Origin of the sequence: Staphylococcus sp. EG-SA-10, from assembly GCF_017151945.1 — a bacterium.
GTDB lineage: Bacteria > Bacillota > Bacilli > Staphylococcales > Staphylococcaceae > Staphylococcus > Staphylococcus aureus.
In genome coordinates this window covers 18,659-39,379 of sequence record NZ_JACVZJ010000022.1, presented here as the reverse complement: position 1 = coordinate 39,379, position 20,721 = coordinate 18,659, and the positions used below count along the sequence as shown (strand labels likewise).

Sequence of the window (20,721 nt, the reverse complement as noted above, 5' to 3'; positions counted from 1 at the left end):
TCCACGTGTTACTCACCCGTCCGCCGCTAACATCAGAGAAGCAAGCTTCTCGTCCGTTCGCTCGACTTGCATGTATTAGGCACGCCGCCAGCGTTCATCCTGAGCCAGGATCAAACTCTCCATAAAATTATGATGTTTGATTAGCTCATAAATACTAAATAATGTTTGTAACTTATAGTTACGTTTTTTTGGAATTAACGTTGACATATTGTCATTCAGTTTTCAATGTTCATCGTGTAAAAATAAATGGTGGAGACTAGCGGGATCGAACCGCTGACCTCCTGCGTGCAAAGCAGGCGCTCTCCCAGCTGAGCTAAGCCCCCATAAAATGGAATTTAAGAAGTAATCGGGAAGACAGGATTCGAACCTGCGACCCCTTGGTCCCAAACCAAGTGCTCTACCAAGCTGAGCTACTTCCCGTTATTCAATTAATTTAAAAATGGCGCGCCCGATAGGAGTCGAACCCATAACCTCTTGATCCGTAGTCAAACGCTCTATCCAATTGAGCTACGGGCGCTAAAATGGTGCCGAGGACCGGAATCGAACCGGTACGGTGATCTCTCACCGCAGGATTTTAAGTCCTGTGCGTCTGCCAGTTCCGCCACCCCGGCAAAATAATGGAGCAGAAGACGGGATTCGAACCCGCGACCCCAACCTTGGCAAGGTTGTATTCTACCGCTGAACTACTTCTGCATTATTTTGCTAAATATAAAAATTAAATCGTAATGAGCCATAGAGGATTCGAACCTCTGACCCTCTGATTAAAAGTCAGATGCTCTACCAGCTGAGCTAATGGCTCAAAAGATGGTGCCGGCCAGAGGACTTGAACCCCCAACCTACTGATTACAAGTCAGTTGCTCTACCAATTGAGCTAGGCCGGCTATATGTAAGAATAAATGGTGGAGAATGACGGGTTCGAACCGCCGACCCTCTGCTTGTAAGGCAGATGCTCTCCCAGCTGAGCTAATTCTCCGATTTGTCATTTGCCTGGCAACGTTCTACTCTAGCGGAACGTAAGTTCGACTACCATCGACGCTAAGGAGCTTAACTTCTGTGTTCGGCATGGGAACAGGTGTGACCTCCTTGCTATAGTCACCAGACAAAATAACTTACTTATTTATGATACACGCTTAACTAATAAGGCGCAATAGTTAATTTTACACTTTGTTGCGAACTTTGTCACATCAGCTTTTAGTGTGTTTCGTCTGTTTTTGACGACTTTTATATATTACTTCATTCAATTGATAAAGTCAACACTTTTAATCAACTTTTTTATTCTTCAAAACTGACATTTCTCGTGCTCTCTAATTCATAACACTTTTAGTATTCTATCATACACATATGTACAAAACCATACACATTCTATACAATTTTAAGGTACTTTTATAGCTGATTAAGATAAATTATACTAATATAGCAATTTTTGTTATAAGATATCTCAATGTCTATCATTAACATTTCTCATCAGAACTACTCTATATACGTATCGTCATTTTCATCTATGAGCTAACTACCTTGTTTAACAGTCAAAAATAGCACCATTATCGTTAACTATTACTATCAAAAACATTCAAACACGAACTAATTACCATAATTAAGAAAACCCTCGCATACACATTTTGTATACACGAGAGCTCTTACTAACAATCAACGTCATTTATTTTTGTCTCATATAAGGGAATAATAATACGTCTCTGATTGATGGAGAGTCAGTTAATAACATAACTAATCTGTCAATACCGATACCAAGACCCCCTGTCGGAGGCATACCATATTCTAACGCTTCAATGTAATCTTCATCCATTTCATGCGCTTCATCATTACCTTGTGCTTTTTCAACAAGTTGCGCTTCAAAACGACCTTTTTGATCAATAGGATCATTTAATTCAGTAAATGCATTTGCATGCTCTCTACCTACAATGAACAATTCGAAACGATCAGTAAATCTAGGATCTTCAGGATTTTTCTTCGCTAAAGGTGAAATTTCAGTCGGATGACCATAGATAAACGTTGGCTGAATAAGTGTTTCTTCAACTTTTTGCTCAAAGAATTCATTTAAAATATGACCATATTTCATTGTATCTTTAATTTCAATACCATGTTCTTTAGCTAAAGCTTTAGCTTCTTCATCACTTTTAACTTCATAAAAATCTACACCAGTAGCTTCTTTTACAGCATCAACAATATGCAAACGAGTCCAAGCAGATTCTAAATCAATCGTTTCCCCATTGTATTGTACTTTTGCAGAACCTAATACTTCATTGGCAATATGTCTCACCATAGATTCTGTCAAATCCATAATGTCATGATAATCTGCATATGCTTCATATAATTCAATCATTGTGAATTCAGGGTTATGTCTAGTTGATACACCTTCATTACGGAATACTCTACCAATTTCATATACTTTTTCAAGTCCACCGACAATTAAACGTTTCAAATGCAACTCAATAGCAATACGCATGTATAACGTTGCATCTAATGCATTATGATGTGTTACAAATGGTCTAGCAGCTGCTCCACCAGCAATTTGGTGCATCATAGGTGTTTCTACTTCCAAGAAACCTTTATTATTTAAATAATTACGCATTTCTTGAATGATTTTACTACGATTAATAAATGTACGAGTGCTATCTTCGTTCGTAATTAAATCTAAATATCTTTGACGATATCTCTGTTCAATATCCTGTAAACCGTGGAATTTATCCGGTAATGGTCGCAATGATTTAGTTAGTAGCGTGAATTTCTTCGCTTTAACCGATAATTCGCCAGTATTTGTTTTGAACATTACACCTTCAACACCAACGATATCGCCTAAATCAGCATTTTTCCATAAATCAAATTCGTCATCGCCAACTTGATCTTTACGAACGTAAATTTGAATTTGTCCAGCTAAGTCCTGAACGTGTGCAAATCCTGCTTTACCTTTACCACGCTTAGTCATTAATCGTCCAGCTATAGCGACATGACTATCCGCTTCTTTTTCTACCAATTCTTCTTTAGAATACTGGTCCCACTCTTCTTTCAAATCACTAGATAAACCTGAACGGTCAAATTTAGAACCAAACGGGTCTATACCAAGATCATATAATTCTTGTAATTTTTGACGTCGAACCAACATTTGGTCATTCATTTCTTCTGACATAACTTTCTCTCCTTTAACTTGTTGTAATCCTTTAGTATTCCAACTGGTACACTCAAACATTTTCCTTTAAAGTTTTATAAAATATCAGACATTTTTGCTCAACATACATCTCTTTCGATGTTTCTAATACTTTATCATTAACCATTACACCTTAAAGTTATGATGTGGCATGTTTTCTTATATTCATAACATCAATTTTATCACTTTTTTAATTTTACAAGAGGTTGTAAATGTAATAAAGCAATTTCTGTTTTCGTTTATGAATTACTTATTCATTTAAAATACGATTATCATTAATACAACCCTAAGTAAATGTATAAAAATTATCTTCCACAAACTTCAACAAAAGCCCAAATAAATTACAGCAATTTATCAAATATTGCTTACTTTGATTTTATGAAATAACTTAATTCTAACACATACTGAATCATCATATACTAATTCGAAATTAAATACATTTAGAGACAATCAAAATGCGGAAACATCTCCAATAATCAATCATCTATTCCCAATAAATGTGAATGTTCTCAACAATACATTATTTATATCTCTTTACACTGTCATCGACAAAAACTAAATCTTTCACTTTCAATTTCGAACGTGGTTCTATGACATTTGCTGCTATATCATTTAATGGGATTAAAACAAATGCACGTTCATTCATTCTCGGATGTGGCACCGACAGTTTTGGTAAATCTATCATTTCTTCTCCATACAACAAAATATCCACATCTAAAGTTCTAGGACCCCATCGTTCCTTTCTAACACGGTGTAAACATTCTTCTGTCTTCAAACAACATTCCAACAGTTGTAATACTGTGAGTGTTGTTTGAATTTCAACACACAAATTTAAAAAGTTAGGTTGCTCAGTATACCCAACTGGTGCTGTTTCATAAATCGGAGAAATATTAAATACATTAATACCATCATATTCATTCAAAATCTTTATAGCATCGTTTAACTGGCTTTCTCTATCGCCAATATTACTACCTAACCCTAAGTATGCTTGAATCATTTATTCTCCCTCACTATTTCGATACCTACTCCATCATAATGACCCGGAATCGGTGGGTTTTCTTTAGTAATTCTCACTTTCGTTTCCATTACACGATTATATTGTGAATTTATACGATTTGCAATACGTTCAGCTAGATGCTCAAGTAAATTAACGGCCTTACCTTCCATAATTGATTTAACCTCTTCGAACACTTCACCATAATGAACTGTATCAATAACATTATCAGTACGACCAGCTTCAGCTAAGTCTACTTTCAAAGTTACATCCACTTTGAAAATTTGCCCTATTTCATTTTCAGCTGATAAAGCACCATGATATCCATAAAAGCGCATACCTTTAAGAAAGATTGTGTCTTGCATTTTCATTCTCCTTTAAAAAATCTATACCTTTAGCTAATTTAGCATTCAACTCGACATTATGAACGCGTACCGCTCTAACGCCTTTCATAATACCATATGCAGTCGTAGCTGCAGTTACTTCATCTCTTTCAACCGGTGTTGTATCATAACCCATCATCTCTTTAGTGAAACGTTTCCGGCTAGTCGCTAATAAAACTGGATATTCTGTTGCAACAAGTTCATCCAGTCTTGCCATAACTTCGGCTTCTTCATTTCTAGTTTTAGCGAAACCTATACCTGGATCTAGCCAAATTTTATTTGAAGATATACCAGCTATTTTAGCTTGATGTGCTTGTGCTAACAAAGATGTTAACATTTCTTCGACAACCGGTTCATCACGATTACCATTGCCATTATGCATTAAAACAATTTCCGCATCGTATTTGGCTACAACTTGAAACATGCGATGATCATAAAGGCCTGCCCATTGATCATTAATAATATCAACACCTAGCTTTAAACAAGCTTCAGCAACTTCACTACGAAAAGTATCAACCGAAATTTTTACATCAAAACCGACAATAGCTTCAACAACAGGTAATACTCTGTTCAGCTCTTCTTCTAATGAAATCATTTCATGGCCGGGTCTCGTTGAAGCACCTCCAACATCTATAATGTCAGCACCTTCATCCATCATCGCTTTCACTCTAGTTACTGCTGATTCAACATTATTAAATTTTCCACCATCTGAGAATGAATCAGGTGTGACGTTTAATATGCCCATAATTTTTGTTTTAGTCATGTTAACCACCCTTTAATTATGTATTGTTTAACTCTAATAAAATTTACTTCTGCGATTTACTAGTTATTAGTATGTACGTTTATTATCTTATCATTCACTGGATGTTTTTATCAGAAAAATGTTTAATTTAACGCTCATATTTTTAAAATTATACATGGTAGAAAAAAAGAGCAAGTTATCTCAAAAAGATAACTCACTCTTTTAAATGACATTAATTAGTCATCGAATGAATATAAAGGTGTTGATAAGTAGCGCTCACCATTACTCGGCAATACTGTTACTACTGTTTTACCTTTTCCTAATTCTTTTGCTTTTTGAATGGCAGCATAAATCGCAGCACCTGATGAAATACCTGCTAAAATACCTTCCTCTTTAGCAACTCGACGAGACATTTCCATCGCTGTATCATTTCCTACTTTAATAATACTGTCATAGATTTCTGTATTCAAGGTACCTGGAATAAATCCAGCACCTAAACCTTGTAATTTATGTGGACCTGGCTCACCACCGCTCAATACTGGAGAAGCCTCAGGCTCTATAGCAACAACTTCGATGTTAGGATATTCTTTTTTCAGAACTTTACCTACACCAGATAACGTACCACCAGTACCAACACCAGCTAGGAACGCATCGATAGTTTTCCCTTCAAATTGTTGTAATAACTCAGGACCTGTAGTTAACTCATGAACTTCAGGGTTCGCAGGGTTTTCAAATTGTTGTGGCTCGAAGTAACCATGTTCTTCTTTTAATTCTTTAGCTTTTTTAATTGCACCTTTCATCGCTTCTGATCCAGGCGTTAAAACTAATTCCGCACCGTATGCTTTTAATAAATTACGACGCTCTTGGCTCATTGTTTCAGGCATAGTAAATACTGCTTTATATCCTTTAGCAGCACATACAAATGCTAAACCGATACCTGTATTACCACTTGTTGGTTCTACAATTGTATCGCCAGGTTTAATTTTACCTTCTCGCTCTGCTTTTTCAATCATTGCTAAAGCAATTCTATCCTTTACAGAACCACCTGGATTTTGATATTCCAATTTTACATAAACATCTGCTGCATTGTCATCTACTACATTTCTCAATTTGACTACCGGTGTACCGCCAATAATTTGAGTAATATTATCTACTGGTTTTTGTGCCATTAAGAACACTCCTTTTTAGTTAGTTGTTGAAATCTTAGTTTATTTATCGGATATAGAATTATTTTATCAAATAAATTCTAGAAAGCAAACAAAATCACTAAGGATTATACAACTATTTAGTTCTACATTTCACTAAACCGCTAAAAATAAACATTTTAGCGTATTGATTTAAATTAAATTACACTAAACTTTCTAGCAACACGTTTAATTCTTCTTCAGTATATTTATATTTATTTCCACAGAAATGACATACTGCTTCAGCACCATGATCTTCTTTAATCATATTTTGAATCTCAGCCTCGCCCAATCCTTTAATAGCATTTAAAAATTTCTCATGACTACAATTACATTCAAATTGAACAGGCATTTTCTCTAAAATTTGCACATGGTCTTTACCTAAGATTTCGTTTAGTAATCCTTCTGGCGTTAATCCTTGTTCAATTAATTTAGAAACTGGCGTCATTTCACTAATTGCTTTTTCTAATTTTGAAATTGTTTCATCTTTGGCACCTGGCATAACTTGAATGATAAATCCTCCTGCTGCTTTAATCGTATTATCAGGATTTACCAATACACCAAGACCTACCGATGAAGGTGTTTGTTCACTTGTAGCATAATAATAAGTAAAATCTTCACCAAGTTCTCCTGAAACAATTGGACTTGCTCCAGAGAAATAGTCTTTCATTCCAACGTCTTTAACAACCATAATAGATCCATTTGTCCCTACTGCTCGTCTTACATCAAGTTTACCTTGCTCATTTAATGGAAAATGAGTTTGTGGATGGTCTACATAAGCACGCACCTCGCCTTTAGCATTTGCATCGGCAATAATTCGTCCAATAGGTCCTTGGCCATCTACAGTGACAGTTAATTTTTGATCACCTTTCAACATTGCGCCCATCATAGCTGTTGCTGTCATTGTTCTTCCCATTGCAGCAGATGCTGTCGGCCATGTATAATGTCTCGTTTGTGCTTCTTGAACAGTTTCAGTTGTCAAAGCAGCATAAGCCCTAATCTCCCCATCAAATGCTAATGCTTTAACAATATAATCGTGTGTCATTATTTCAATCTCCTCTATTACTCTATATTTTAAAAATTACTTTACTTCATAAAATGCAACAATTGTACTTATTCTACACCCATCATTCTAAATAATGAAGCAACTTGTTTGATTATTAATTATTCGTGCCATAATGGGAGTGGGAGAGAAATGATATTTTCAAAGAATTTATTTCGTCGTCCCACCCCAACTTGCATTGTCTGTAGAATTTCATTTCGAAATTCTCTGTGTTGGGGCCCCGCCAACTTGCACATTATTGTATGCTGACTTTCCGACAGCTTCTATGTTGGGGCCCACACCCCAACTTGCACTTTATCGTAAGCTGACTTTTCGTCAGCTTCTGTGTTGGGGCCCACACCCCAACTCGCATTGCCTGTAGAAATTGGGAATCCAATTTCTCTTTGTTTGGGACCCCGACTAGAATTGTAAAAAGCTTGTTACAAGCGCATTTTCGTTCAGTCAACTACTGCCAATATAACTTTGTAGAGCATTGAACATTGATTTATGTCTCAGGCTCGTATTCCTTAAATCATAAAAGTACCTCTTTCTATAACTTTATCATAGAAAGAGGTACTGAATATAATCGATTATTTATTGTCTGGGTGATTTGGATCGTAAGGTTTTTCGATATTTGGGGCTTGTCGATGTGCTGGTTCATCTTTTTCATCAGATTTATCAGCTTCTTTTTTATCCTCAGCAATATCTTTTTCTTCTTTACGATCTTCACTTTCGTCACGTTGTCCATCTTCTAATTGCTCTTTACGAATCTCTTCATAAGATTTACCGAATTTACCATCATTAAATTCAGAATCTTCATCTTTAACAACTTTAGCTGCATCATAATCAATTTCAGGTAATTTACCTTCGTAGAATAATGATTGAATTTGTTCAGCAACTAATGTTTCTTCTGTTAATAATGTTTCAGCAATTAAAATTAATTGTTCTTTGTGCTCTAATAAAATTTGTTTACAACGTTCGTATTGTTCTTTAACGATTCGTTGAACTTCTTTATCAATTTCATATGCGATTTGGCTTGAATAATTAGGCTCACCTTGCATATCTTTACCTAAGAATACTTGACCATTGCTATGACCGAACTGTAATGGTCCTAATTTTTTACTCATACCATATTGCGTAACCATTGAGCGTGCGATTTGTGTTGCACGTTCGAAGTCATTTGAAGCACCTGTTGATACTTCGTTAAAGTTAATATCTTCTGATACACGTCCACCAAGTAAACCACAGATTTTATCTAATAACTCTTGTTCAGTCATTAAGAAACGATCTTGTTTAGGTAACATCATTGCATAACCACCAGCTTGTCCACGTGGAACGATAGTAACTTTATGCACTACTTCTGCCTCATCAAGTACCATACCGATAATTGTATGACCAGCTTCGTGATGTGCAACAATATTACGTTCTTTCTTAGAAATAACTCGAGATTTCTTAGCAGGTCCGGCTATAACTCTATCCGTTGCCTCTTCGATATCTCTCATGTCAATTTTCTTTTTACCTTCACGTACAGCAATTAAAGATGCTTCATTTAATAAGTTCTCTAAATCAGCACCTGAGAAACCAGGTGTACGTTGTGAAATTGCTTTTAAATCAACCGTTTCATCAAGTGGTTTATTTTTAGCATGAACATGAAGAATTGCTTCACGGCCTTTCACATCTGGACGACCAACTTGAATTTGTCTATCAAAACGACCTGGACGTAATAAGGCTGGGTCAAGGATATCAGGACGGTTTGTAGCAGCTATCATAATGATACCTTCATTTTCACCGAATCCATCCATTTCAACTAATAATTGGTTTAGGGTTTGTTCACGTTCATCATGACCGCCACCAACACCTGCACCACGTTGACGACCAACAGCATCAATCTCATCTATAAAGATGATACAAGGCGCGTTTTTCTTAGCATTATCGAATAAGTCACGAACACGGCTCGCACCAACACCAACAAACATCTCTACAAAGTCTGAACCACTAATAGAGAAGAATGGTGCGCCTGCTTCACCTGCAACCGCTCTAGCAAGTAATGTTTTACCAGTACCTGGAGGTCCAACAAGTAAGACACCTTTAGGAATCCTAGATCCCATTTCTTTGAATTTTTTATTATCTTTCAAGAAATCAACAATTTCAATTAATTCTTGTTTTTCTTCATCTGCCCCTGCTACATCAGAGAAACGAACACGACGTTTATTATTATCGTACATTTTTGCTTTAGATTTACCAAAGTTCATCATACGACCGCCACTACCGCCACCTTGTGCTTGGCTTAGGAAGAAAATAAATAATAACGCTATGACTACAACTGGAATTAATGTTGAAAGTATACTCACAAAGACACTTTGTTTTTCTTCTTCTTTAATCGTTAATTTTACACCGTTTTGCTTTTTAGCAGCATCAGTAATTTTTTGTAATTCTTTTTCGTTGTTATATAAAATAGTTGATGAATAGTCTTCATCATTTTTCGTTTTACCACTTACCATATAGACATTTTGTTGTGGTTGGATTTCTAAAGTTTTAAGGTCACCTTTTTCCAACTTCTCAGTAAATTGATTATATGTAAGCTGTTTCGGCATATTTCCATTACCGTTTAAATATGAAAATAGACCAAAAATAATAACGCCTATTATTACGATAACTAGCACATTGCGAAAAGCTTTCTGCATGCGTCATTTCCTCCTACTTCCCATAATAAAACTAACAAAAATTGTAACATATGACATGTTTTATAAGCTAGTAATTGAGCTTAACATCAATGTCATTCACACCCTGTGTTAGTTTTATCAATCTCTATATTTTTCAACTTTTTAAGACATATGTCTTGTCTAAAATTAAATATATATGAAATACATTTTTCATATTTTTGAGTCTACACTATTATTTCTCAAACGCATAGTAATAATAACTGAAATCGATTAAAAAATTAATTTGAATACACTTCAGGTTTTAACGTACCGATATATGGTAAGTTTCGGTATAATTCACGATAATCTAAACCGTAACCAACAACAAATTCATCTGGTATTTTTTTACCTACATACTTAGCTTCAATGTCCGCTTTACGACGGTTTGGCTTATCTAATAAAGTAACTATTTCTAATGAATTAACTTTTCTAGATTGTAATAATTCAGTAATTGACTTAAGTGTAGTACCAGTCTCTAAGATATCTTCAATAATTAATACGTCTTTATTTTCAATAGAAGAACCTAAATCTTTAATGATTTGAACTTCACCAGTTGACTCAGTGCCTCCGTGATAACTAGAAACATCCATGAAATCAATTGATAAATGGGTATCAATTCGTTTAATTAAATCTGACATAAACATTGCTGAGCCTTTTAAGATACCCACGCATACTAATGGTTTACCTTGATAATCCTTTGTTAATTGTGCTCCCAATTCCTTACAGATATTTTGAATATCTTCTTCAGTTAACAATACTTCTTTCAAATCATTATGCATAACGCTATTCATCTCCATTTTTACTAATTATAATCCATTGTTTTATTGTTTGTTGTTGATATAAATCTCCTACCGCAATAATGCGCTGTTGTTTATCCAATACGATTGGCATTTGATCCCGAACCCACTGTTGCACTTTACAATCTATAAACAGACGATTCACTTTCTTATAACCATCGCGCCCATTCAGTTTAAATGTATCGCCACTTTGTCGTGTTCTCACTGAAAGCGGAAATAAACATTTTGGTAAATTAGAATGTATCTCTAATCGATATTTGTTAAAAATATAATTACCTGGCTTTTCAATAGTTTGAACTCTAAAATATGTATCGCCATTATTTTTAGCCATTATTATTAATTTACCATATGCGATTTGAATTATCCATTTATCCGTGAGATTAATACTGAATTGTGCTTTCTTACTACTAAATTGTTTAAACCACTCTTCGTATGTTTTAGCACTAATATTAAACAACTCATAATACTTTGATAATAGGCAATCCAACACAACCATCTTTAATGAGTTTGGCAAGTCATTAAAAGATTGTCTAGAAACCTCTAAATATTTTGACTGTTCATCAAACTTCACAAATTCTTGAATAAATTGTTTAGCTGAATATTGCAAAATATCATATTGTTCATCATGCCATTGTTTTAATTTTAATAAATGCGATACTTTAAGTTGATTATTTTCATCAATAGCTGGAATAATTCTATTACGAATATCATTTCTAACATATTTGTTATCTTTATTAGATTCATCTTCAAAATATGGTATATGATATCTCTCTTGGAATTGTTTTATTTCTTTTTTAGAGACAGCTAAAAGTGGTCGATAAATCTGATAACCTTTTCGCTTCGACAACTCATCAAATCCTAGTTTATTACGCGTTGATTTCCCATTAAAAATGCGATACATAATAGTTTCTAATTGATCGTCCAAATGATGCGCCGTTAGCAATACATCCGCTTCTAATACATTCATCATTTCATCAAACCATTCGTAACGTTTAATTCGAGCTTCATTCTGAATGCTGTTATTTCGATTGAGACTATGCGACAAATCCAACTTTTTGATATGTAAATCGATGTGATGACGTTCGCAGTATGCTTCTAAAAATCTGGCTTCCTCGATTGAAGCTGACCTAACGCCATGATTGACATGTAAACATGTTAGTTTTCTATAACTATCTTTATAATCTTTTAGTAGTTGATACAATAAACACATACTATCAATACCTGTAGAAACAGCGACAACAATATGGTCATCAACATGCCAACCATTACTATTTAACTGCATAACATCACCTCACTTTTACAATTTTCAAAAATGGTATAAGTCTTAGTTATATCATTACAAATAAAAGAGACTGCTCCTTATTTAAGAAACAGTCTTAGATTGTCTAACGCTGCAATCGATTATTCGATACGCATCATTCTAAATATATTCCTTATCGAAACAGTCTTTATTTATTTTAATTAACGTCTAGAACCTTTGCCACCGCGTCTAGATTCTGTTTGACGTTTGATTGAAGTTAATTTATCTTCACTATCTTTTAAGAAATTGCTTAATTTCTTTTCAAAATCTTCGGCTTTTTGCACTGGTTTTTGATGACTTGGTTTACTCGTATGTTGTCTACGTGGACGGTCTTTAGCTTTCTTAATTGAAAGACTAATTTTTCCATCATCAGCAATAGATAATACTTTTACGTCTACTTCATCACCAACAGAAAGGTGCTCTTCTACGTTTTCAACATAATTATCTGCGACTTCACTAATGTGAACTAAACCACTTTTTCCTTCAGGCAATTCTACGAATGCACCAAACTTTTTAATACCAGTGACTTTACCTTTAAGCTTATTTCCAACTTCGATTGACATATGTTAAATAAATCCTCCCGATTTGATTCGATTTTCCCTTATTATATCCTTGTTTGGATTTTTTCACAATGTCTATACTCGGATAATTTTGATTCAATTTGGATTTATTTTTTCGAAGATTTTGAGCTAGACGAATCTTTGTCTTCTGGCAACCTAAAAATCACTTCACCTTTGTTGCTTAAGTAATAATCATCACGCGCAATTTTTTCAATATAATCTTTGTCATTCAGATTATTCAACTTTTCTTTTAACGCAATTTCTTCATTTTGTTGCTTTTGAAACTGTGCTTCTTTCGCTTTTCGCTCCTGTGCATCAATATCATTGCGATGTTTTTGGACAACAAGCAAGATTGATAAAACAACAATTATCGCAAGTAATACGCCCGCAAATACTGTAATACGCCTACGAACAACACGCATTTTCATTTTTTGACGTTGTTTTTTCTTGTTCTCTTGCGACGTGTACTGATTTTCTATATGTTCTACTTTATTTTTCATTGCTTGTCACCTCCAATTTACGCTTCTTCAAGTCGACGCTCTTCAATGATTTCATACATGCCCTTCGCGTTATCTTTAGATGCATGTTCATTTAATGCAGTTACTTTAACTGTTACTAATTTTTGACCAAAGCGAATCGTCAGCACATCTTCAACTTTAACATCCGATCCAGCTTTAGCAACATTACCATTTATTGTAATTCTACCTTGATCACTTACCTCTTTTGCTAGCGTACGTCGCTTTATTAACCGTGATACTTTTAAATATTTATCTAATCTCATGTATTACTCTCCCCTTTTTCTAACCACTGCTTTAACGCGGCCTCATCAAATGACTTATCCTTCGTCTTCTCATATAAATTTAAAAAATGCTCTGCAAATACTTTTTCAAATTTAACTCTTGGCTGTTTACCTTCAGCATCTTTCGCCTTAGACCAAATTTCTTTTAAGTCATCGATAGTTTCAGCATTGGCATCACCAAATATGTGTGGGTGTCTACGAATCATTTTAGCATTAAGACTTGTAATCACTTCTTTAATGTCGATATACCCTTCTTTTTTACCAATACTAGTATGCAATAACACTTGTAATAAAATATCTCCTAGTTCTTCAATCATATGCCAATCATCTTCATTGTCAATAGCTTCGAACAATTCAAATGTTTCTTCAAGTAAATAACGTTTAAGCGTTTCATGCGTTTGCACTTTATCCCATGGACAACCTTTATCTTCATCAACTAAAGTATCAATCACTTCCGTTGCAAAATCAAAGTCATGATACAAATATGTCGGTGTTGTGATTTTTGGTACGAATACACTCGTCAAATTATTGAATGCATTTTCATCATGATCCAATTCATATAATGGGCATGTCACAACGTTATCCGCACCATCGCTTCGTGCACCAGTGACAATTTGAACAGGGTAATCATCAGGATATCGTTCCATTAAAGTGATTTTCAAATTAGCAGCAACCATTGCACTATAAACTTGCGTAATCAATGTATGCGTTCTAACATTAAGTGTTACTTCTTGTAGTGATGTCGCATCTAACAGTGTGAAGCCATCATTTGGATCTACATTAACTGCTTCAAAAACATCATCAATAAAGCTTTTACCACCTAAAACTTTCACATCTATATCAGTATTGTCTTTTGCTAAAGCCAGTAATTTCACTGTAGTTGTCTCAGCAACTCTAGGATGACCCGGAACCGCATAGACAATATCTTTTTCATTAGCAGCTTCAACCAATTGCGCCACAATATCATTATAGACATCTTCAAATTGGTCATGTGTTTCATAAACATGGTCAAAACTCTGAAATGTTAATTCATCTTGCAATGATTCTATAACTGGATGATCTAACGTTCTTGCATAAACTTTATTTTGTGTCTTTAAAAATTTATATATCCCTAGCGGCAAATCATCAATGCCATAGTTTCCTAAGCCAACAATCGTAATGGTATGTGCCATCAACGTCTTCCTTTCTTAATTTGATACAACTTTGAACCAAATGGTAAATAAGTTAACTCTTTATATGTCAAAACATTAAATCTAAAAATATAGAAAAACAATGCAATGATACCTAATACTGCTGCACATAATAATTCAATGAGTCCAGTGATTCTACCGTGTGTTGTCACTATGTTTAACACGCATTGAACAACAATCGACATAAATACCATACCTAAAACAACATTGATAAAAAATCGTCTCATCGCATGTAAGTGGTATTTTCTCGTGACAGCAATATGGATAATCGTACCGAATATAATTAATGATACAACAGTACTAATGCTCGCACCAATAATGCCACTTAAACGAATCAAAATGATATTAAGTATAAATTTAATAACCAATCCCGCCATCATACCAACAAAAATAGGTCTCACAGCATGTTGAGCTTGTAATAATGCCATATCCATCATAATTAACGATACACAAATGACCGTAATCATATAAACGCTTAACGTTAAGGTTAAATCATTCGTCTTAAAAAATACACCGTTCATTAAAGGCAATAAATTAATTAATCCTATTCCCGCTGCTGTACTTATTAAAATCGTAATCTTTAATGACGCATTTGCATAACGATTCATAAGTACCTGATTATTCATTTTGATTGCGTCACTTAACAGAGGAATGAGCGCAAAACTAAATGTTGTAGTTACAATCAATCCCATCTGAATAAATGATGCACCACGGTCATAGACTCCTTTTTCAGTTATGGCAACATCGAATGGCACGCGTATCGCTTGAAGTGACTTAATAATAGTAACACTATCAATCACTTGCCATAAAATTACGATTAATTGACTGATAGCGAAAATCAAAACCGAAAGTGCGAACTGTTTCCAAACGATCTTTGCAGTGTTATTTACCATTTTAAACTTAAAAGGTCGGTGCGCTACTAAATAAATTGAAGAACCTAAAAAACCTATCGTTGATGCTAAAATAGCAATTGTTCCCGCTTCATATATCGTCCAACCTCTATCTACAAAAATAACAATAGTAACAATGATAATACCTACTCGTATAACTTGTTCTATAACCTGGGAAATAGCCGGAACTGTCATATTATTTGCAGATTGATAATAACCTCTTAACACGCCAAGCATACCTATAAATATAAAGCTTAAACTTGCAGCTTGAATCATAGGTGTTAAATGGCTATCACCCATCATATATGCAATATTGTTCGCAAACACAAAAATAGCAATAAATAATAATATACCAACTAATTGTATATAAGCGACTGCTTTTGCATATGCCTCGTCACTATGATACTTCCTTATATTTTGTGTAATTGCACTAGGAATGGCATTCATCGATAATATCATTCCTAATGCTACAATTGGATACACTTGTTGATATGCATACAAACCTGTATCGCCTAATATATTTTGATATGGAATTCGATATACAGCACTCAGAATTTTAATGACAATTAATGCAGCAGTTAACACGACAACGCCATTAAATGCTTCTTTATGCTTCATCACTGATTCTCATACTTTCTTCAATGCACTTAACTAAGAACTTCAAACTATCAAGCCATTGATTTTGTTTCGTTAAAGTAATTGTCATTGCATTATTTTGAACACCAACCTTCATTGTTCTACCTAAAGGTTGTGTTGCTTTGAACAGCACTTCGCCATCAATATTTTCAGTGGCTTTTACAGATAAATGAATATCAATTATTTTCCCTTTATCTTTAATCAACGTGATACCTGAATGTAATGCGTGTACTTTTATTTCCACTATATCAAGCAAACGTGCTACTTCAACAGGATAATCATTGAAACGATCAATTAATTCATCTTTAATGTCGATAATTTGATCAAATGTTTCAGTTTTTCGTAGCTTTTTATAAATTTCAATTTTAGCTTGTTCATTTGCAATATATTCTGTTGGCAAATATGCATCCAAGTTTAAATCAACTTCGACTTCTGGCACCTCAGATTCTGGTTCCTTAATACCACGTTTTTCATTTACAGCTTCTTCTAACATTTGACTGTACAAATCAAATCCAACTGTATCAATAAAGCCGTGCTGTTGTTTACCTAACAAATTACCAGCACCACGAATGTTCAAATCACGCATCGCAATCTTAAATCCTGAGCCTAACTCCGTAAATTCTTTAATCGCTTGTAATCGATCTTCTGCAGTCTCAGTTAGCACCTTATTTGCTGGATGTAAGAAGTATGCATAACCAATACGACTTGAACGACCAACACGACCTCTTAATTGATACAACTGACTCAATCCAAAGCGATCTGCATCTTCAATGATCAAAGTATTTGCATTTGGGACATCGACACCTGTTTCAATAATCGTCGTCGTTACTAAAATATCATATTCATTATTGATAAAACTTAACATCGTTTCTTCTAAATCGCGCTCTGTCATTTGTCCATGAGCAACTGCAATGTTAGCATCTGGCATTAACATCTGGAGTTGTTCTCGTTTTTCATAAATGGATTGCACTTTATTATAAAGATAAAATACTTGGCCATCACGGGATAGTTCTCTTTCTAAAGCTTCTTTGATAAAACTCATGTTCTGTTCTAATACATATGTTTGAACTGGGAAACGATTTTCTGGCGGCGTTTCAATCACTGACAAATCGCGCACACCTAGCATACTCATATGCAATGTTCTAGGTATTGGGGTTGCAGTCAATGTTAGTACATCTACATTATGTTTTAATGTTTTAATACGCTCTTTATGGCGTACACCAAATCGTTGTTCTTCATCTACAATCAACAGCCCTAAATCTTTATACTGTATATCTTTACTAAGTAATTTGTGTGTACCAACAACTATGTCAACAAACCCAGTTTTAAGTCCTTCCTTAGTTTGTTTTATCTCTTTAGGCGTTCTAAAACGACTCATTAATTGAATTTCAACAGGAAAATCCTGCATACGCTCAATTAACGTCTCATAATGTTGCTGAGCTAAAATAGTTGTAGGAACTAAAAATGCAACCTGCTTTCCTTCCATTACAGCTTTGAATGCTGCTCTCACTGCAACTTCGGTTTTACCATAACCAACATCACCACATAGCAAGCGATCCATTGGACGCGATTTTTGCATGTCATCTTTAATTTCATCGATAGATTTCGCTTGGTCAGGCGTAAGTTCATATGGAAAATCTAATTCAAATGTTGTTTGCTCAGCTGTGTCTTCCCCATATTGATAACCTTCTGCCATTTCTCTTTCTTTATATAAATCAATCAACTCTTCAGCAATATCTTCAACACTTTGTTGAACTTTAGCTTTTGTTTTTTTCCATTCACTGCCACCGAGTTTATTTAATTTTGGCGTCTTATCTTCCGAAGCTACATATTTTTGAACTTGATCCATTTGATCTACTGGAACAAATAGTTGATCCGTACCTTTATATTGCAATTTAATATAATCACGATGTGTTTGCCCTACTTCGAGCGTCTCAACACCTAAATATCTACCAACACCATGATGCACATGAACAATATAATCTCCCACATTTAAATCTTGGTAAGACTTAATTTTTTCAGCATTTGAGATAGCTTTCGTACGTTTTCGTTGCTTTTTCTGTTTTGATTTAAAAAGCTCACGCTCAGTAATGACAACTAATCCCATATCAGGCAGTTCAAATCCTTCAGATAAACTGCCTTCAATAATCACTGCTTGCCCCGATGACATTGAGCGATGCAATTTTGTTATTGATGGAATATGCATTTCACTTAACATCGCTTGCATACGTTCAACTTTAGTTTCCGTTTCGACCAAAACCACGATATGATAGTTTTGATTAACATATCGTTGAAATTCAGAACGCATAATATCATATTGCCCATAAAATTGTTGGACAGGTTTACATGAAAATTTAATAATATGATTTAGTTTTATCGGCATTGTTGTAGCGAATAATGAAAAATAAGTGACAGGATAGCCTTCAATCAATGTTTCAAAATCATCATATTTTATAAAACTTTGTCCTATAAATCCATTACCACTTTCAATAATATTGCTAATAAACGTATCAGACTCTACTGTTAAACTTTCTTCAGTTTCTTTAATACGATTAAATTCATCGACCGCAATGATTGCATCTTTTTGGAAATAATCAATAATTGTCGAAGGTGTTTCATACATAAACGCTACTAAACGACGTAGTATTTGATGATCAAAGTATGTACTTTCGAATAATTTAAAGCTTTCATACGTTTCTTTCAGATCATTGCGCACTGATTTATCTATTTTGGGTCTTGTATTTTCATATGCAGTTTTTAACTCTTCTTTAAGATGGCTGATCACTTCTTCAGTAATGATATAATCACTTGCAGTTGTTATATCGACTTCTTCAATATTATCTTTGGAACGCTGCGTTTCAACATCAAAATCCCGAATAGAATCAATTTCGGTATCAAATAGCTCAATTCTGATTGGTTCCCCAATTAGCGGAAAGATATCGATAATACCTCCTCGCAATGAGAATTCACCAATATGCGATACCACGGATTCCCGCTTGTACCCCATATTAACTAATTTGTTAAGAAATTGGTCCACATCGATATCCTCACCAACACGCAATGTCATTTGGTGATTTTGCCACATTTCAACAGGAGTTAACCACTTTTTCAAACCATTTAAAGGAACGATAAATAACCCTTTCTTACCTTGAGCTAACGCAGTTAAAGTTCTAATACGTTCACTCATCAGTTGAGGGCTTTGTGTTGAAAACTCTTCGGTCATAATATCTTGCACAGGATACTTATACAATTCTTCAGCATCTACAAATTGAAGTAAATCTGTTTCTAATTTATCTGCTTGGTATAAATTATTGGTAATTAATAATAACTGTTGATTACTTTGTGCATATTTTTCAGCAATCATAGTCACTTTAGCTGACGGGGAAAGACCAGTTACTAGTGTGTTTGCTTGTCCAAATACCTGATTAAGGTCTTGAAAATGATTATCTTCTTTTATAAGCGTTGTCAATATTGTCATTATTTCACTTCACCATTAAATTCATTCATAACATGGTCAAATCGTGATGTTTCAACAAACTTTTCAATTGCGCGTGCTGCGTGTTCGATAACTTTTTCCATCGTTACCATTTCATCATTTGAAAAGCGTTGTAAAACATAATCAGGTACCGTCATACCATTCGTTGGTCTTCCCACACCAATACGAATACGTTTAAATTGGTCTGTACCAAGCATTTTAATAATTGATTTCATACCATTGTGACCGCCCGCACTTCCTTTTTGTCTTAAGCGAACTTGTCCTTGTTCTAAATCTAAATCATCATATAAGACAATTAAATCTTCTGGATTAACATTGTAATAATCCATAATCGGTGCAACTGCTTCACCTGACAAATTCATCATTGTCATTGGTTCGATAAATAACACTTTATCTCCGTTCATTCGTTCAATAGTATATGCACCTTTAAACTTTTGTTTATCTAATGAAAAATTATTTTTCTCTAAAATATAATCAACGACTTCAAAGCCGATATTATGTCTTGTAAGTTCAAAACGTTTACCTATATTACCTAGACCTACAATACATTTCATGCGTGTTTACCTCCAACATAATTGTTTCATTTATTATTATAATGACAACATCTATTTTCCGCCATTGCCATCAATTATCATTATTCTTTAGCTTAGTAAGTATGTATTTTAAAATCAAGTACATTAAAATTTTTATGATGTATCATTGTTGAGTTTAATGTCTTTTACTCACTAAAATTAATTTAACTTTAGTACAAAGCAATAAAGTTTAATTAAGCTTTATAATAACACAAAAAGCACCATGCTTATATTAAAATAAGCACAGTGCTTGTTAAACAAAGTATAAAAA

Annotated in this window: 17 protein-coding genes, 8 tRNA genes and 2 rRNA genes; all 27 read right to left on the bottom strand. The window is 34.3% G+C overall.

Annotation, left to right across the window (positions count from 1 at the left end; all coding sequences use genetic code 11):
• Positions 1-126 (bottom strand): 16S ribosomal RNA (locus tag IDG45_RS11690); the annotation flags it as partial.
• 121 nt (positions 127-247) lie between these two features.
• Positions 248-323: transfer RNA gene (locus tag IDG45_RS11685), tRNA-Ala, on the bottom strand.
• A 23-nt stretch (positions 324-346) separates the two neighbouring features.
• A tRNA-Pro gene (locus tag IDG45_RS11680) sits at positions 347-420 on the bottom strand.
• 20 nt (positions 421-440) lie between these two features.
• A tRNA-Arg gene (locus tag IDG45_RS11675) sits at positions 441-517 on the bottom strand.
• A gap of 5 nt (positions 518-522) precedes the next feature.
• Positions 523-611, bottom strand: a tRNA-Leu gene (locus IDG45_RS11670).
• 7 nt (positions 612-618) lie between these two features.
• Positions 619-693, bottom strand: a tRNA-Gly gene (locus IDG45_RS11665).
• A gap of 33 nt (positions 694-726) precedes the next feature.
• Positions 727-799, bottom strand: a tRNA-Lys gene (locus IDG45_RS11660).
• Positions 800-805: 6 nt separating this feature from the next.
• A tRNA-Thr gene (locus IDG45_RS11655) sits at positions 806-881 on the bottom strand.
• 16 nt (positions 882-897) lie between these two features.
• Positions 898-973, bottom strand: a tRNA-Val gene (locus IDG45_RS11650).
• A gap of 12 nt (positions 974-985) precedes the next feature.
• Positions 986-1,100: ribosomal RNA gene (gene rrf, locus IDG45_RS11645) — 5S ribosomal RNA — on the bottom strand.
• A gap of 557 nt (positions 1,101-1,657) precedes the next feature.
• A complete protein-coding gene (gene lysS, locus IDG45_RS11640) occupies positions 1,658-3,145 on the bottom strand; it encodes a lysine--tRNA ligase (protein ID WP_001288202.1) in 1,488 nt (495 codons plus the stop codon).
• 52 nt (positions 3,146-3,197) lie between these two features.
• A complete protein-coding gene (locus tag IDG45_RS11635) occupies positions 3,198-3,290 on the bottom strand; it encodes a hypothetical protein (RefSeq protein WP_001790128.1) in 93 nt (30 codons plus the stop codon).
• Positions 3,291-3,683: 393 nt separating this feature from the next.
• Positions 3,684-4,160: a 2-amino-4-hydroxy-6-hydroxymethyldihydropteridine diphosphokinase gene (gene folK, locus IDG45_RS11630; protein WP_000613714.1), complete on the bottom strand. Its 477-nt coding sequence runs from the start codon at positions 4,158-4,160 to the stop codon at positions 3,684-3,686.
• Complete coding sequence (gene folB / locus IDG45_RS11625; protein ID WP_001154302.1) at positions 4,157-4,522, bottom strand: dihydroneopterin aldolase; 366 nt, start codon at positions 4,520-4,522, stop codon at positions 4,157-4,159. Before folB ends, folK begins: the two co-directional genes overlap by 4 nt.
• On the bottom strand, positions 4,500-5,303 hold the full coding sequence (gene folP, locus IDG45_RS11620) for a dihydropteroate synthase (protein WP_000167928.1): 804 nt from the start codon (positions 5,301-5,303) through the stop codon (positions 4,500-4,502). The genes folB and folP overlap by 23 nt, the downstream gene beginning before the upstream one ends.
• Positions 5,304-5,518: 215 nt before the next feature.
• Positions 5,519-6,451 carry a cysteine synthase A gene (cysK, locus tag IDG45_RS11615; protein WP_000057597.1) on the bottom strand — a complete coding sequence of 311 codons (933 nt, stop codon included), beginning with the start codon at positions 6,449-6,451 and terminating at the stop codon, positions 5,519-5,521.
• A gap of 178 nt (positions 6,452-6,629) precedes the next feature.
• Positions 6,630-7,511, bottom strand: coding sequence for an Hsp33 family molecular chaperone HslO (gene hslO / locus IDG45_RS11610; protein ID WP_000148607.1), 882 nt, complete (start codon positions 7,509-7,511; stop codon positions 6,630-6,632).
• Between the two features lie 587 nt (positions 7,512-8,098).
• On the bottom strand, positions 8,099-10,192 hold the full coding sequence (gene ftsH / locus IDG45_RS11605; protein WP_001167888.1) for an ATP-dependent zinc metalloprotease FtsH: 2,094 nt from the start codon (positions 10,190-10,192) through the stop codon (positions 8,099-8,101).
• 257 nt (positions 10,193-10,449) lie between these two features.
• Positions 10,450-10,989 (bottom strand): hypoxanthine phosphoribosyltransferase, encoded by a 540-nt coding sequence (hpt, locus tag IDG45_RS11600; protein ID WP_000551283.1) that lies wholly within the window; start codon positions 10,987-10,989, stop codon positions 10,450-10,452.
• 4 nt (positions 10,990-10,993) lie between these two features.
• Entirely contained in the window at positions 10,994-12,289 is a 1,296-nt protein-coding gene (gene tilS, locus IDG45_RS11595; protein WP_001176701.1) for a tRNA lysidine(34) synthetase TilS, read from the bottom strand.
• A 179-nt stretch (positions 12,290-12,468) separates the two neighbouring features.
• On the bottom strand, positions 12,469-12,870 hold the full coding sequence (locus IDG45_RS11590) for a S1 domain-containing RNA-binding protein (protein ID WP_000021445.1): 402 nt from the start codon (positions 12,868-12,870) through the stop codon (positions 12,469-12,471).
• A gap of 104 nt (positions 12,871-12,974) precedes the next feature.
• Positions 12,975-13,367, bottom strand: a complete 393-nt coding sequence (gene divIC / locus IDG45_RS11585; protein ID WP_000792417.1) for a cell division protein DivIC — start codon at positions 13,365-13,367, stop codon at positions 12,975-12,977.
• 17 nt (positions 13,368-13,384) lie between these two features.
• On the bottom strand, positions 13,385-13,648 hold the full coding sequence (locus tag IDG45_RS11580; protein ID WP_001234988.1) for an RNA-binding S4 domain-containing protein: 264 nt from the start codon (positions 13,646-13,648) through the stop codon (positions 13,385-13,387).
• Entirely contained in the window at positions 13,645-14,838 is a 1,194-nt protein-coding gene (locus tag IDG45_RS11575; RefSeq protein ID WP_000951460.1) for a MazG nucleotide pyrophosphohydrolase domain-containing protein, read from the bottom strand. The genes IDG45_RS11580 and IDG45_RS11575 overlap by 4 nt, the downstream gene beginning before the upstream one ends.
• Positions 14,838-16,364, bottom strand: coding sequence for a polysaccharide biosynthesis protein (locus IDG45_RS11570; protein WP_000680757.1), 1,527 nt, complete (start codon positions 16,362-16,364; stop codon positions 14,838-14,840). The genes IDG45_RS11575 and IDG45_RS11570 overlap by 1 nt, the downstream gene beginning before the upstream one ends.
• Positions 16,354-19,860, bottom strand: coding sequence for a transcription-repair coupling factor (mfd, locus tag IDG45_RS11565; protein ID WP_000154242.1), 3,507 nt, complete (start codon positions 19,858-19,860; stop codon positions 16,354-16,356). Before mfd ends, IDG45_RS11570 begins: the two co-directional genes overlap by 11 nt.
• Positions 19,860-20,432, bottom strand: a complete 573-nt coding sequence (gene pth / locus IDG45_RS11560; protein ID WP_000649791.1) for an aminoacyl-tRNA hydrolase — start codon at positions 20,430-20,432, stop codon at positions 19,860-19,862. The genes mfd and pth overlap by 1 nt, the downstream gene beginning before the upstream one ends.
• Positions 20,433-20,721: the final 289 nt, after the last annotated feature.

Coding starts and splice junctions, on each gene's coding strand:
- lysS (WP_001288202.1), bottom strand. CDS start 3,145: ATGTCAGAAGAAATGAATGACCAAATGTTGGTTCGACGTCAAAAATTA.
- IDG45_RS11635 (WP_001790128.1), bottom strand. CDS start 3,290: ATGGTTAATGATAAAGTATTAGAAACATCGAAAGAGATGTATGTTGAG.
- folK (WP_000613714.1), bottom strand. CDS start 4,160: ATGATTCAAGCATACTTAGGGTTAGGTAGTAATATTGGCGATAGAGAA.
- folB (WP_001154302.1), bottom strand. CDS start 4,522: ATGCAAGACACAATCTTTCTTAAAGGTATGCGCTTTTATGGATATCAT.
- folP (WP_000167928.1), bottom strand. CDS start 5,303: ATGACTAAAACAAAAATTATGGGCATATTAAACGTCACACCTGATTCA.
- cysK (WP_000057597.1), bottom strand. CDS start 6,451: ATGGCACAAAAACCAGTAGATAATATTACTCAAATTATTGGCGGTACA.
- hslO (WP_000148607.1), bottom strand. CDS start 7,511: ATGACACACGATTATATTGTTAAAGCATTAGCATTTGATGGGGAGATT.
- ftsH (WP_001167888.1), bottom strand. CDS start 10,192: ATGCAGAAAGCTTTTCGCAATGTGCTAGTTATCGTAATAATAGGCGTT.
- hpt (WP_000551283.1), bottom strand. CDS start 10,989: ATGCATAATGATTTGAAAGAAGTATTGTTAACTGAAGAAGATATTCAA.
- tilS (WP_001176701.1), bottom strand. CDS start 12,289: ATGCAGTTAAATAGTAATGGTTGGCATGTTGATGACCATATTGTTGTC.
- IDG45_RS11590 (WP_000021445.1), bottom strand. CDS start 12,870: ATGTCAATCGAAGTTGGAAATAAGCTTAAAGGTAAAGTCACTGGTATT.
- divIC (WP_000792417.1), bottom strand. CDS start 13,367: ATGAAAAATAAAGTAGAACATATAGAAAATCAGTACACGTCGCAAGAG.
- IDG45_RS11580 (WP_001234988.1), bottom strand. CDS start 13,648: ATGAGATTAGATAAATATTTAAAAGTATCACGGTTAATAAAGCGACGT.
- IDG45_RS11575 (WP_000951460.1), bottom strand. CDS start 14,838: ATGGCACATACCATTACGATTGTTGGCTTAGGAAACTATGGCATTGAT.
- IDG45_RS11570 (WP_000680757.1), bottom strand. CDS start 16,364: ATGAAGCATAAAGAAGCATTTAATGGCGTTGTCGTGTTAACTGCTGCA.
- mfd (WP_000154242.1), bottom strand. CDS start 19,860: ATGACAATATTGACAACGCTTATAAAAGAAGATAATCATTTTCAAGAC.
- pth (WP_000649791.1), bottom strand. CDS start 20,432: ATGAAATGTATTGTAGGTCTAGGTAATATAGGTAAACGTTTTGAACTT.